Here is a 12,883-nt window from a genome sequence, read left to right as displayed (position 1 = left end):
TGCTCAGCCTCCCCCCTATTGTTTACTGGCACTTTGACTTGTCGTTGAAGACGGTGAAATGGTTGTACTCTCAGTTTCTTCTATGACCTCAGATTCAATACCTTCATCGAACTCCCCTTCAACTTCTTCATTGAATTCTTCTTTAAAATCTCCTTCAAATCCTTCTTTGAAATCTGACTCCTCCATTGATAAATATCCTCCTGATCCTAGCATTCGCTCACAAGACATTCCTTCACTTAAACGGTCATCTGGAAAAGCAATGTAATCATCTACTGTTAAACCATCTAAAATTTCATATCGCATCCATTCTTCATCTAGCTCACCCAGTGTAACTTTACGTTTTTCTAATTTATCATTTTCTGTGGCAACCCAAACATAATCTCCATCTTCTTCATGGACAAGATAATAGTCATATAACCAAACGCCTTCTTTCACCTCATCTTGTCCATTGTCTAATTCAATATAAACATGTTGTCCTAAAATTAAACCGCTCGCTGAGTCAAGCTCAATGTAAAACGGATAAGTGCTTCCACTCTCACCATTACTATCATAGTAATTATTATTGTTGTTAGACTTTGTATTTTCTAAATCGACATGCGTAATCATACCACTCCATGTTTGTGTTTCATCCACACGCGAACGAATAATAACCGGTTGCTCAGCTTGTAATTGCCAAATATTTTGCTCACTCACTTTTCCCTTAATTCGATAATCTTTCGTTGATAATAACGTAATATATGCTTCATTCTGACCATACATATCATATCCATTTTCACTAATTGATTTCACCACTCCTGAAACGGTACTTTTCACGACTGAATTTTCTAGTGAAGCTTTTAATTGCGCAACTTCAACTTCTTTACTTTTTTTATCATACTCTGCGCGTTTTAAGTCATTTTCAGTATTTAAAATCTGTGACGTATAGTCTAATTTTTGATCTTCGGGTGCTGAAGCTTTTTGTGAGTTTAATAATTTAATTTGCTCATTTAAACTTATAATAGATGCCCCCAAGCGCTCTAACTCTAATTCGGCTTGACTTAAACTTAAACTTATTTCATCTGTATCATAAGCAAAAAGTTCTGTACCTTCCTCAACTTTATCACCGATTTTCACAAACAATTCCTTGACTTGTCGCTCTTGATTACGATTAATTTCAATCGTTTCCTGTGGCTCTACTACCCCACTATATCGATTATTTAATCCAGTTCCACTCCCAAGATCTGTAATCGTTGAAACCGAATCCACATAGGCGATTAATCCATTATTAGACGGTCCACTCTTCCACATAAAAAATCCTGCAACTCCAATTACAACAACAACCAGAGTTATAAGCATGATTTTTACTTTATTTTTTTTTCCCATTCCTCGATGCCTCCTGATTTTTTTCCTTAATTATAACATACAAATTTGTAGATTTTTGTTTTTTTTTGTCGTTTACCTCTTTATTAAGAAAATCTTAAGAAATACGGGCAATTCACACTTTAACTCATTTTTTCATATCTTATACTAAGTAAAAATAAAATGGGGGCGATCACTGTGCGATTGGAGTCATTGCGTGCGAGTAGTGCAACGGGACTTTGTGTTAATCTTTCATCATTTCATCCGCTCACGTTATTAGTCGGAGTCTCAGGTTCTGGAAAAAGTCAAGTTTTGACCTATATCGATAGCCTTTTTAAACTTTTAATGGGGCAATCTTCATCCGACCTTGAAGATGGAGAGTATGAATTACGCTTTGAGTTAAACCATCAACACTATCATTACTTCGTTTATATAGAAGATCATCATCCGGTTATCATTCGACTTTGGTGCAATGAAGCATTATTAGATGCTCCCTCAGATTTAATCACCCAACTTCCTTCTATTAACTTGATGAAACCTATCAATCAAATCAGACAAACGAATTCATTCACCAAACGGTTTATCCTTGCAAGTAACGAGCAAAAAGAAGAGATTCTCTCAATTTTTCAACTTATCTTTGATTCGATTGAAGATATTCAAGTCCAATGTACCCCTCAATCTGCTCTTCACCTTTTCTTCAAAGAAAAAAGTGGTGAATGGTTAAGCATCGAAACTCTATCAGATGGAATGCTTAAAACTTTTTATTATTTAACTGAAGTGATTTTAAGCGAATCTGGATCTTTACTCTTGATTGATGAATTTGAAAATGGACTCGGGTTAAACTGTATGGGACCTTTACTCGAACAAATAGTCGCACGTGAAGATCTTCAACTGATTTTAAGTAGTCATCATCCCTATATCATCAATAATATTCCGAGTGAATCATGGCAGATTATCACAAGAGAACAATCGACAATCCATGCCCAATCAGCTGAAGAATTCGGAATCGGAAAAACGAGATATGATGCCTTTTTTGAATTAATGAATCGATTAGAATTTGAGGGGGTCTTATAACATGAATCTCTACATTCTCGTTGAAGATGGAAAATCCGGCCATAAAATTATTGATCACTGGATTCCACTCTTACTTCCCTCTATCACTCGGGCACCGACGATCGATGAGATGACAGAAAATCAATATGTTATTTTTAGTGGACTGGGCTATCCGCGAATACTTGGAACCGATGCAACGTCCCCTTCAAAAAATGTCCTCGGACAAACGATTGAGACGATTAATGACACTCAAAAAATTGACTACCTCTTAATTTTCTTAGATGGTGATGAGGAGGGCACAGAAAGGCGAACCGAAATCGTCACCCAAAAAATCAAAAATTATCCGAAACCTCTAACTTGCCCATTTGTCATCTTTGTTCAAAATAAGTGTCTCGAAACCTGGTTACTTGGAAATCGTGACTTTTTCCCAGCGCAACCTAGTGAAAAGTTTTTACCATTTTTAACACATTACAACGTCTCTTCCAGTGATCCTGAATATATGGAAAATGATCTAAGTCGTCGTCTCGTATCGACCTCATCTCTTTATCACGAACGTTATTTACGATGCATGATGCAAGAAAATGGATACCGATACAGTAAGTCGCGTCCCGCTCCGATTATGTACACCGAAGCATTTATCAATGGATTAAAAGGACGAATTACAGAAACCCATCATCTTTCAAGCTTACAAAGCTTCTTTAATTTCATTGACCAATTAAAAACATCGAAATCCTAAAGTTTCGATGTTTTTAATATCATTTAATAAAATTCTAAAACACTCATAAAAGTAAATAGTTATCTACTATCACTTCTTTCCCCCTATAAAATTACTGACTTTTGAGGATACCCATCACAATTTTATGACTAAAGAGAAACTAATCACCATAATCATCATTCATAACTAACATTTCCTACTCATTTAACCAAAAATATAGTAAAATACAATCAGAAAAACTAATAGATGTAGGAGTTAAACCAATGCAAGCAGAATGGAAAATCCAATTAAATACGAAAGTATATGGTTGTTATCAACAACAATTAACAATGGATGAAGATAATCAAACACGTTTGGCAACAAAGGAAGAACAACAAACCTTTTTAAATGACTTAATGACGATTGAATTAGACGATTTAAAAGATGCCTATCTAATTGAACGCATCGATATTTTCCGTGAGCATTTAAAAGCTTTAAACTTTAATATCGAATTCTTCCACGCATGGAATGAAGTCTCAGCCAATAGCTATACGGAATACACTAAAATTGAACATCAAGAAGATAAAGAAATCATTGCCTGCTACAAAGTGATTACGACACAAGGATTATCAGATAACCATGAGATTATCGATATCGTTGGTGCTTTAGAACCTATTGAACCAACAAAGTATGAAGTCGCTAAAGATTCAAAAATTGGATCCATTAAACTTCAATTACTGGATATGGGAATCACAGAAATGAAAGCCTAAGAAACTAAAAAGACGGAACATTTCAAATGAAACGATCCGTCTTTTATTATTATTCTTCTGTCACGACTTGTTTACGTCCGTAGTAAACATCCTGATCAATTTTGTTGAATGATTTTCCAACTAAAACTGCCGTTGTTAATGTTCCATTAACATTTAACATCGTGCGTCCCATATCTAAGATTGGATCAATCGCAATAATCCCTGCAATTAATGGGAAGTATTCTCCCATTCCCATTCCTGATAAAACAACTGAAATAGCCATTGTTGCAGAACCTGGTAAACCAGCAATACCAAATGAAGCTAAGGCAATGACAATCACTAACATAACGATAAATGTCATATCAATTGGTGTTCCTGTCATATTGGCTACTGTAATGGCCACTAAAGCTGGATAAATTCCAGCACATCCGTTCATTCCGGCATTTGAACCTAAACTTCCAACAAACGTTGCTGTCCCATTATCTAGTCCCACATTATCAGTTAACTTTTCAATACTTACTGGTAATGTTCCAAGTGATGAACGTGACGTAAAAGCTAAAACTAAGGCATCTAAAACATTTTTCACATAACGGAATGGATTTAATCCACTTAAGGCAATTAAAATTAAATGTACGACAAACATTAAGGCCACACCAATATATGTAGCTAAAATAAAGTCGATAGCTTCCCCAAGAGCAGCCATTCCACGCCCTGCAATCGTATTCGCAAGTAAGGCAATAACAGCATATGGCATCCATTTAATGATTGTCATCGCAACACTTAAGATAATTTTATAAAAAGCTTCAACTAAATCAATAAATGGCTTGACAATATCGTAATATTTTTTCGTTTGACGCTTTGTAGCAAGTCCTAAGAAGGCTGCAAAGATCACAACCGCAACAACATTTCCATTTGCCATCGATGCGATTGGGTTAGATGGTAATAATCCACGTAACGTATCTACAAGTGAACTTACTTCACGAATCGTTGCCTCTCCAGCTACTAAGTGTGAATTCACACCTAATTGGAATAAGTTACCGACCACTAATCCAATCATCGCTGCAATAGCAGTCGTTCCAAGTAAAAGACCTAACGTACGAGCTGTTAATTTCCCTAAATTTTCACCTTGTTTCATGTTAATAATAACACGCATGATTGAGACGAAAATTAATGGAATAACTAACATTTTTAATAAATCCATAAATCCATTAGCAAATAGTCCATACCATTTATTAATTTCTGCAATGAATGGCACCTCAAGTGGTGCATCTGGGAATCCCCCGACTACTTGAATTAAAAGTCCTAAGACCAATCCGATTCCAGTTGCAGATAACATACGCGTTGAAAATTTAACTTTCTTTTTCTCCATTTGCTTCATTACAAAGAATAAAGCAAATAACACAACGATAAAAAGAATCGTCTTAATATCTGTTAAATATAAAAAATCTGTAAAAAATGTACTTTGCATGAGTCGCAATAACCTCCAATATATTTTATCAAATAATAATAGTTTACTCAATTTGACATCATTTTACAAGCGATTTGTTTTTATTCCTCACATGAGTATCTAAATTCATTTCTTTAATCCCTTACATTATTTCGACTTTTTTTCAACATTATATAAAAATATGGATTTGTTTTTTCAACAATAGATTTAATTACTTTCCTCATTAATGATTTACTTCTATTCAATTTGATAATTAGTTTTTATAACCTAATACTTTCATAAATTAATTCGACTCCTCAAAAAAGTATTCTAATATAGCAAATACTAAACATGAATCGCTCAAAAATAACCTCTTAAACAAAAACTAATGATCAAAAAAGTCTCTGATTAGATTGCCTATATACAAACAGAAATGTTTTCTACGTTTAATACAGCAACCGAAATATGGGATGATCATGCCGTTCAAGGCAGACTATAGTCCAGCTAAAAGTTTTTACGATGTAAAAAACTTATCTGGACTTATATATCAACGTAGCTTAAGTTCTTAGATAATCTAATCTTGCCAACTCATACTAGACAGCTCATCCGAATGCATTCGTTCGAAATATTGACCAATAATAAACTCATCTTGAATGCGTCTATTAGCCATCACATAATGCTCATAGATTGATTTTAGCTGTTGTTGCTCAGCTTCAGATTCAACAGAATAAAACTCCATACTACATGGACGTTTTAACAAATTAGCTCCAATGTACATCTGTTGATCAATAATATAAACGGTTGGTAAAAATCCAAGGAAGCTATCCGCCATCACCTTAAAATTCGTTCGTCGTTTAATGTCTGAGACAAATAACTTCGTTTTATGTTTAAGTAACTCATATAAACACACACAAAGTGCTATGACGATGATAAACATTAAAACTTTGAGTTCCTGGTTTTGACTAAAACTAATGAATAAAATGGAAACACACACAATCGCTAACAGGCACCAACCTTTTAAGTATTTAATTCGTTTCTCTTCTTTCAAATCGATTTCAACCTGTAAAGATTCATAAAAAACACGATGAAATAACGCTAAAAACTCATCATCTGAAACGGTTAAGACTTCTTTAGACATGATGACATCTGCTTTTGGAAATGTTGGTAATTGTAAATTGACAAAAAGTTCAGGATTAATCTCCGCAGCATAAATTTCTAACTTTTGATTTGCTTGCCTTAATTGATGAAGCACCTCATCGGCTGAGCATGCACGTAAAGACTCATAATTCGATAAGTCCATACCCTACCACCCTTTCCTATTGATTCCATCGTAGTATGGTCGAAAAAGAAGGAAAATATATCTATTAAACATAAAAAAACCAGTTACTTTCCGTAACTGGTTTAATCACTAATCGTGAATAACTGGTTCAACGCCAACTGCTTGAGTTGACTTTTCTTTTGAGCGTTTCATCAATTTCTCAACAAAAATGGCCATAGCTCCATCTCCTGTGACATTTGTCGCTGTTCCGAAACTATCTTGTGCCGCATGTAAGGCAATCATTAATGGGGTTTCAAGTGCTCCAAATCCAAGCATTGACTCTAATAAACCTAAAGCAGCCATGACACCTCCACCTGGTACTCCTGGGGCAGCAATCATAATCACACCAATCATGAAAATAAACGGGATATATTGTGCTAACGTTGGCACTTGACCATTCATAAAGAAGATCGCCATAGATGTGAGCACAAGTGTCATCGTATCACCTGCAATATGAATCGTAGCTGATAATGGAATGACAAACTCACAAATTTCCTCATCTACTTCATTTGATTTTGTACATTCAAGTGTTACAGGAATCGTTGCAGCCGAAGATTGTGTTCCAATAGCGGTCAAATAAGCAGGTAACATTTTCTTTAATAAAGCAAATGGATTTTTACGTTTAATCCCTCCAGCCACACTATATAAAATTAGTAAATAACCAACTTGTAATAAGAATAAAACAACATAAACCATTAAGAATGATTTGATGGTTACAAAAATTTCTCCACTATAACTTAATTCTGAAAAAACGGAACCGATATAAAGTGGTACGATAGGAACAATCACCTTACCGATCACCCCCATCATAATATCACTGAAATCTTGACAAACTTTTAATAACACACTATCTTTGTTAGCACCTAATCCAATCCCTAAAATAAAAGCGAGAACTAAAGCACTCATGACACTCATCAGTACTGGAATATCAATGGTAAAGATAGGTGACACCGAAGAACCCTCACTGGGTAATAAGCCTAGACCACTTGTAAACATGGGTAAAAAAACCTTCCCAATCACAAAAGCAGTTAATCCTGCACAAATCGTTGACACATAGGCTAACCCAGTTGTTAATAATAACCCTTTACCTGACTGACGTCCAAGGGAAGCAATTCCAGGAATAATCAGTCCAAGAATAATTAACGGTATAACAAAAGATAAGAAGGCTCCAAACAAAGTACGAAAGGTTGCCGTCATAGCAATCGGTAGTTCAAACGCCGTGGTGCGACAGATCACCCCCAGACCAATCCCGATTAAAAGCCATATCACAATGCGTGCAATTAACGGTAACTTTTTCATATTTTCATCCTCCTTTTTCTCTTTTGAATATTGATATTATTATCGCAAATAAATTTGAAAATTCAAGTTTTTTTTTACAAACATAAAAATTTTATAGTCATTTTGTCTTATTTTATAAGGCCTTTCTCAACATTTAATAAATGTGATCCGGTTCTTTTCACTCCTACACCTGATTTTATTTATTAAATGATAAAATTAATCCTCCATCGCTTGGATAGATTCCACTGATTGTTGCTTGCGTTCTTGAAGATGTTCAAAGTAAGCTTTTGTCTCGGCAACAACGACTCCACTTAAAGCGACAATCGCAATTAAATTTGGGAGTGCCATTAATCCATTAACGATATCAGCAATTAACCACACAGCCTCCAGTTGTAGAAAAGCTCCAAGTCCTACCATTAAAACAAAAATCAAACGATACGGTATAATACTTTTCACGCCGAATAAGAACTCACAACAACGCTCTCCATAATAGTTCCAACCTAAAATTGTGGTAAAAGCAAATAATGATAAACAAACCATTAATAATACGGATCCTAATGGAAGTCCTCCAATCGTTGGTAAAACTGTATTGAACGCGGTTTCTGTTAACGCTCCTGTGGCAACATCAGACATTTGCCAAACGCCTGTGACCATGAGTGTTAATCCAGTTAACGTACAAATAATTAAACTATCAATAAATGTTCCTGTCATGGAAATTAATCCTTGCTCAGCTGCCCACTCTGTTTTCGCTGCCGCCGCTGCAATCGGTGCACTTCCAAGTCCGGACTCATTTGAGAAGACCCCGCGCGCAACTCCATTTCGAATGGCCATCGCTACCGTTGCTCCCGTAAATCCACCAACCGCTGCTGTTGGGGTCAATGCACTTTTAAAAATCAGTTCAAAAGCTGGGAGAAGTGAAGCGTGATTGATCACTAAAATGGTGACACAGATGATAAGATAACAGGCTGCCATAACAGGTACCACTTTTTCTGCCACCTTTGAAATCGAGTTAATGCCTCTAAAAGTGATAATCCCCACTAATAGTGCTAACACGAGACCAACTCCCTCAGCTGGAAGATGTAACGTATTTTCAATACTACTCGTAATGGCATTCACTTGCGTGAATGTCCCCATTCCAAATAACGCGACTAAGCCCCCACTAAACGCAAAGAAAATCGCTAACGGTTTGAATTTTTCACCCATTCCGTTTGTAATATAATACATTGGGCCACCCGCTACCTGACCATTCTCATCAAGCTGACGATATTTAATCGCTAAAACACCTTCAGCATACTTCGTTGCCATTCCAAAGAAAGCCGCGAACCACATCCAAAATAATGCACCTGGTCCTCCTGCTGCTAAAGCTGTGGCCACACCAATAATATTTCCAGTTCCAACCGTTGCCGCTAAAGCGGTACACAACGCACCAAATGAAGAAATATCACCTTCACCCGAATCATCAGATTTAAAAATCAGCTTTAACGCTTGAGGAAGTTTAGTCACCTGAATCAATCCTAAACGAATGGTTAACATGATTCCTGTTCCGACTAATAACACAAGTAGAGGGGGTCCCCAAATAAAACTATCTAACTGGTCTAAAAATTGAATCATACAATCGTCTCCTTTTTTCCACACCCGACGGGTTGCCTAAAAAAGAAGGGATGTTTCTTTTTCAAGAGCACTTTTATTCACCTAACTAACAAAAAAGAGCCATCCTAAAAAGATGACTCTGGAGTTAGCATTAACGAAAAATTGAGGCAGCTAAAAAAAGCGTCTCAAAAAAGTCGATAATATCCCTGTCCTTTTGCCTGAGAGATTGAGCATCACTGCCTTGCCCCTTCGGCGCCTAATCAATAGGTCTCTCCAGAGTTCCGTCCACTTTACAGTCCTCACTTGCTAACAAGTACCTGAGAGTATGACTCCTTCGGTGTTCCCATAGGGAAACTCTTCTATAAAGTTTCAACCGGTGTCTATTTTTAATTAATATATGTTTATCTTACTCCCCTTGTCCCTAAAAAGCAACTAAAAAAGACAGAAATGATTAATCATTTCTGTCAGACCAGGGACGGATAAAAATTAAAACACCCCCAATGACAACTAATAAAAGAGGAACAACTAACTCCTCTGGTACCACATTCCAACTCGATAATAACAACAAACTACCGATCGTCAAACCAATGGTATTTGATCGCTTAATTCCTGATTCAAACATATTGGTTAGACAAGGCACAATAATAAATAACGTCCACCAGCCATTAAAAAACACTTCAAAATTCCATAATCCTAACGCTTCTCCACCAAACCCAATTCCTATCACTATAAGTGCAATTCCCCAAAATAAATCGGTGCGACTTAATTTCATGCGCATCACGCTCCTCTAAAAAAAGCATATGCGACACATCCGCTCCCTATTCGTGCGTTAAATAATCGTGTACGATGGCTTCGATCCATTCTTTCGTCATCACAGGTTTCCACCATAGATATTCTCGAACAAAGGGAACCTCAATCGTGACAGTTGTCATCGGCTTCTCACTTGTCTGCTCTAAAACAAGTGCTAACTGTCGAATGACAACCCCTTCTATTCGCTGATTAAATAAATCATTCAGTGTTTGTTTCCAATCCGATAACGTATTTTTAAAAATCGCTTCTTTTTCATCCACAATAAGCTGCATTAAATCAACAAGCGTCACCTCAACAGTCACAAACGCTTCATCCCCTAAAAGACGGGTTCCTTTCACATCATAGGTCATTGTTTGCAACACGTCTTTGGCCACAGCCTTTTGGTCTGCATTCAGCGAAACCTTATCTGACTCTAAGATTAACGCATAATCCGTTTGCTGTACATACGCGAGTCCACCTTTAATCATCCATTCGGGAAGATGACGATTGACATAAACACCCCCGATGATCAATAGCACTAAACTACTCAATATCCAAATCCACTTCTTCATACTAACGCCTCATTTCTAACTAATTATTCTATTATAATCCTAAATCCATCAATTTCATACAAAAGATGAAGCATTTTTTGGACTTTTGACACATATAATGTATTATCTCATTTGTTAAAGGAGGAGTCTCTATGATTAAAATCTTTTCAAGCACAGCAGGGGAAGAGATTTTGGTGAAGACCGTCAACAACTGGCTGAAAGATAACCCGAATGTTTACATTCAATCCTTTAACTATCATACTTACTATAAAACCTCATTTGCCAGTGAAGACGAGCTAGTTCATAGTTTTGTGATTAACTATATGACCATGAATAACTAAAAGAAGATGACCTTTTCAGGTCATCTTTTTTTAAGCGATATCTATTGATAGTTGCTCGACATGCTGATTTGAGCTTTCTTCCTCTAATTCGTGAAGTAAACACTGTAATTCCTCAATCAAGGCTCGTCGTCGGGGGTACATCGCGATTAATTGATGAATAAGTGTCTCATACGCCTCATCGGTTGTAAAGGGACGGTATCGTCTGAAAATGGCACAGATTCGACGATAACCACTTCGATGACTAACCTTCATGAGTTCCTGTTTAATATACTGCTCATATAAATGGTGCACCTCTGTTTCAAATGTGTCCCAAAGTAAACTTGCAAACCTTTCAATGTAACGTAAGTCCTCTTTCACATAAGCCAGCAGTGCCTCTTGATCTTTTTCTGTTTCAATCATTTTCAAATAAAGCTCCTGCTTATCTAATCGTCGCATCTCTAATTTTAGGGATTCATAAATGAAAGGAAACGCCTCCCCATAAAGTTTTTTTAATTTCGCATAGTAATCAAAATTCCCTCCAACAAAGAGCTCATACGCCAGTTTTTTCATCCCCTCTATATCTTTCATTTTTTCATAAATCGTATAGCGATACAGTTTCCATGTCGCATCAAAACGATTTTCTTCAAACGCTTCAAGCTCTAAAATCAACGGAATAGCCTCCTCATACCTTGCTTGCGAAACGAATTGCTCCACTCGAAATTCGGTTAAGACCGGCACATCCGCATGACATTCGAGGAACGCATCTAAACTTTCTTCCTGATACTTCGCCAGTAATTCATACCACACTTTATACAAAGACCCTTTCACCTTATCTTCAACCACTTCAACCATCGTTTCAATATACTCAATCATCTGTTGTAAGTATTGTGGGTCTCGCCCATACTCCGACAATAAATCAAGGAGTTCAAAATCAACCCATGTAGCATTTTTTTGTAATCGACTCATCAATAATGAATAAACCTCATCAATGTCTTGATGATAATCGATGGTCGCAAAAATAAGGCTTTGCAACTGAGCATGTAACTCCCCTAAAAACTCAGAAAAAATGGCATCTGAATCATCAATTTGATTATCGACTCCCTCACATTCCTCTCGACATAAAAGCATCATTTCGACCTTTAATTGAACAGACGCTTGCTCTTTTATCTGCCCTAGCAACTCATATAAATCATCAACGAAGTGCTGCACCGCTTTTCCTGAAATCTCATGACCGAACTGAATATGTTTAGCCACCATTTCCTCTAACTGTCTTTCAAACGTTGCTAATTGATCCTGTGGTTGCTGATAGGCCATCAACCGTTCATAAATCATTGGATTTTCATCTGCCACTTTTAAAAGCTCTGCCACCAATGTTTCGATCGATAAACTTTTTAAAAGACTGGCTAAAGGACTTTCTTTTGGAGTAAAGGAATGAGAGAGGGAATAAAAAGCAGCTACTTCATGCTTACAAATCGGACCTCCTCGGTACGGACATGCACAATTTGCCTTTAAGATGGTACCGTCGTCTGCTAGTTGAACGCTGACCGTATAGTCATCATGCCCTACCACCAACACTTCCACCCATCCATTTGATAACACTTTTGTTCCTAGCACATGACCATCTTTAAAATAAAGAAGCCCTCGATTTAAAATGGTTTCATCAATCTCATTCATAAAATTATATAAATTCATGATCCCACCTCGCCATAGCTTAGATACACTTATTATGTGGTATTTTGTCGGATCTTCATACATAAAAAAAGAAGTGAGAGTTCTC

Annotated in this window: 12 protein-coding genes and 1 riboswitch; of the genes, 4 read left to right on the top strand and 8 right to left on the bottom strand. The window is 36.6% G+C overall.

From position 1 onward, the window contains the following. Window positions 1-15: 15 nt before the first annotated feature. Complete coding sequence (locus NEH75_RS02615) at window positions 16-1,362, bottom strand: efflux RND transporter periplasmic adaptor subunit (protein ID WP_055304384.1); 1,347 nt, start codon at window positions 1,360-1,362, stop codon at window positions 16-18. A gap of 174 nt (window positions 1,363-1,536) precedes the next feature. Between NEH75_RS02615 and NEH75_RS02610 the strand changes: the two genes are divergently transcribed. From NEH75_RS02610 to NEH75_RS02600, 3 genes are all read left to right on the top strand, one after another. Then, window positions 1,537-2,412, top strand: coding sequence for an AAA family ATPase (locus tag NEH75_RS02610; RefSeq protein ID WP_055304386.1), 876 nt, complete (start codon window positions 1,537-1,539; stop codon window positions 2,410-2,412). 1 nt (window position 2,413) lies between these two features. Next, window positions 2,414-3,127, top strand: coding sequence for a hypothetical protein (locus tag NEH75_RS02605; protein ID WP_055241541.1), 714 nt, complete (start codon window positions 2,414-2,416; stop codon window positions 3,125-3,127). A 242-nt stretch (window positions 3,128-3,369) separates the two neighbouring features. Next, the gene (locus NEH75_RS02600) at window positions 3,370-3,855 is read left to right on the top strand and encodes a hypothetical protein (protein ID WP_055274909.1); all 486 of its coding nucleotides are present in this window, start codon (window positions 3,370-3,372) and stop codon (window positions 3,853-3,855) included. 49 nt (window positions 3,856-3,904) lie between these two features. On the opposite strand, the gene NEH75_RS02595 is transcribed toward NEH75_RS02600, so the two are convergent. The 6 genes from NEH75_RS02595 to NEH75_RS02570 all read right to left on the bottom strand — a co-directional run bounded on the left by NEH75_RS02595 (window position 3,905) and on the right by NEH75_RS02570 (window position 10,807). Beyond that, window positions 3,905-5,302, bottom strand: a complete 1,398-nt coding sequence (locus NEH75_RS02595) for a cation:dicarboxylate symporter family transporter (protein WP_262941021.1) — start codon at window positions 5,300-5,302, stop codon at window positions 3,905-3,907. A gap of 532 nt (window positions 5,303-5,834) precedes the next feature. Further along, window positions 5,835-6,560, bottom strand: coding sequence for a hypothetical protein (locus NEH75_RS02590; protein WP_262941022.1), 726 nt, complete (start codon window positions 6,558-6,560; stop codon window positions 5,835-5,837). Between the two features lie 108 nt (window positions 6,561-6,668). After that, window positions 6,669-7,877, bottom strand: coding sequence for a dicarboxylate/amino acid:cation symporter (locus tag NEH75_RS02585; RefSeq protein WP_262941023.1), 1,209 nt, complete (start codon window positions 7,875-7,877; stop codon window positions 6,669-6,671). Window positions 7,878-8,072: 195 nt separating this feature from the next. Beyond that, window positions 8,073-9,467 carry an alanine/glycine:cation symporter family protein gene (locus NEH75_RS02580; RefSeq protein WP_055304392.1) on the bottom strand — a complete coding sequence of 465 codons (1,395 nt, stop codon included), beginning with the start codon at window positions 9,465-9,467 and terminating at the stop codon, window positions 8,073-8,075. A gap of 175 nt (window positions 9,468-9,642) precedes the next feature. Continuing rightward, window positions 9,643-9,733: riboswitch (glycine riboswitch) on the bottom strand. Between the two features lie 164 nt (window positions 9,734-9,897). Then, window positions 9,898-10,224 carry a LiaF transmembrane domain-containing protein gene (locus tag NEH75_RS02575; RefSeq protein ID WP_262941024.1) on the bottom strand — a complete coding sequence of 109 codons (327 nt, stop codon included), beginning with the start codon at window positions 10,222-10,224 and terminating at the stop codon, window positions 9,898-9,900. A gap of 40 nt (window positions 10,225-10,264) precedes the next feature. Then, window positions 10,265-10,807: a hypothetical protein gene (locus tag NEH75_RS02570; RefSeq protein ID WP_055304394.1), complete on the bottom strand. Its 543-nt coding sequence runs from the start codon at window positions 10,805-10,807 to the stop codon at window positions 10,265-10,267. A gap of 131 nt (window positions 10,808-10,938) precedes the next feature. Between NEH75_RS02570 and NEH75_RS02565 the strand changes: the two genes are divergently transcribed. Then, window positions 10,939-11,127, top strand: coding sequence for a hypothetical protein (locus NEH75_RS02565; protein WP_055241556.1), 189 nt, complete (start codon window positions 10,939-10,941; stop codon window positions 11,125-11,127). Window positions 11,128-11,157: 30 nt separating this feature from the next. Here the strand turns inward: NEH75_RS02565 and NEH75_RS02560 are convergent, their stop codons facing one another. Continuing rightward, a complete protein-coding gene (locus NEH75_RS02560; RefSeq protein WP_262941025.1) occupies window positions 11,158-12,798 on the bottom strand; it encodes an SWIM zinc finger domain-containing protein in 1,641 nt (546 codons plus the stop codon). Window positions 12,799-12,883 lie beyond the last annotated feature (85 nt).

The organism is Turicibacter sp. T129, assembly GCF_025594975.1.
Classification (GTDB): domain Bacteria; phylum Bacillota_I; class Bacilli_A; order MOL361; family Turicibacteraceae; genus Turicibacter; species Turicibacter bilis.
The sequence above is the reverse complement of the archived record's forward strand: the minus strand, read 5'-3'. Positions and strand labels throughout refer to the sequence as shown.

What these genes read in the sequence shown, in the direction of transcription:
- NEH75_RS02615 (WP_055304384.1), bottom strand. Translation starts at nt 1,362, where the DNA reads ATGGGAAAAAAAAATAAAGTAAAAATCATGCTTATAACTCTGGTTGTT.
- NEH75_RS02605 (WP_055241541.1), top strand. Translation starts at nt 2,414, where the DNA reads ATGAATCTCTACATTCTCGTTGAAGATGGAAAATCCGGCCATAAAATT.
- NEH75_RS02600 (WP_055274909.1), top strand. Translation starts at nt 3,370, where the DNA reads ATGCAAGCAGAATGGAAAATCCAATTAAATACGAAAGTATATGGTTGT.
- NEH75_RS02595 (WP_262941021.1), bottom strand. Translation starts at nt 5,302, where the DNA reads ATGCAAAGTACATTTTTTACAGATTTTTTATATTTAACAGATATTAAG.
- NEH75_RS02590 (WP_262941022.1), bottom strand. Translation starts at nt 6,560, where the DNA reads ATGGACTTATCGAATTATGAGTCTTTACGTGCATGCTCAGCCGATGAG.
- NEH75_RS02585 (WP_262941023.1), bottom strand. Translation starts at nt 7,877, where the DNA reads ATGAAAAAGTTACCGTTAATTGCACGCATTGTGATATGGCTTTTAATC.
- NEH75_RS02580 (WP_055304392.1), bottom strand. Translation starts at nt 9,467, where the DNA reads ATGATTCAATTTTTAGACCAGTTAGATAGTTTTATTTGGGGACCCCCT.
- NEH75_RS02575 (WP_262941024.1), bottom strand. Translation starts at nt 10,224, where the DNA reads ATGCGCATGAAATTAAGTCGCACCGATTTATTTTGGGGAATTGCACTT.
- NEH75_RS02570 (WP_055304394.1), bottom strand. Translation starts at nt 10,807, where the DNA reads ATGAAGAAGTGGATTTGGATATTGAGTAGTTTAGTGCTATTGATCATC.
- NEH75_RS02565 (WP_055241556.1), top strand. Translation starts at nt 10,939, where the DNA reads ATGATTAAAATCTTTTCAAGCACAGCAGGGGAAGAGATTTTGGTGAAG.
- NEH75_RS02560 (WP_262941025.1), bottom strand. Translation starts at nt 12,798, where the DNA reads ATGAATTTATATAATTTTATGAATGAGATTGATGAAACCATTTTAAAT.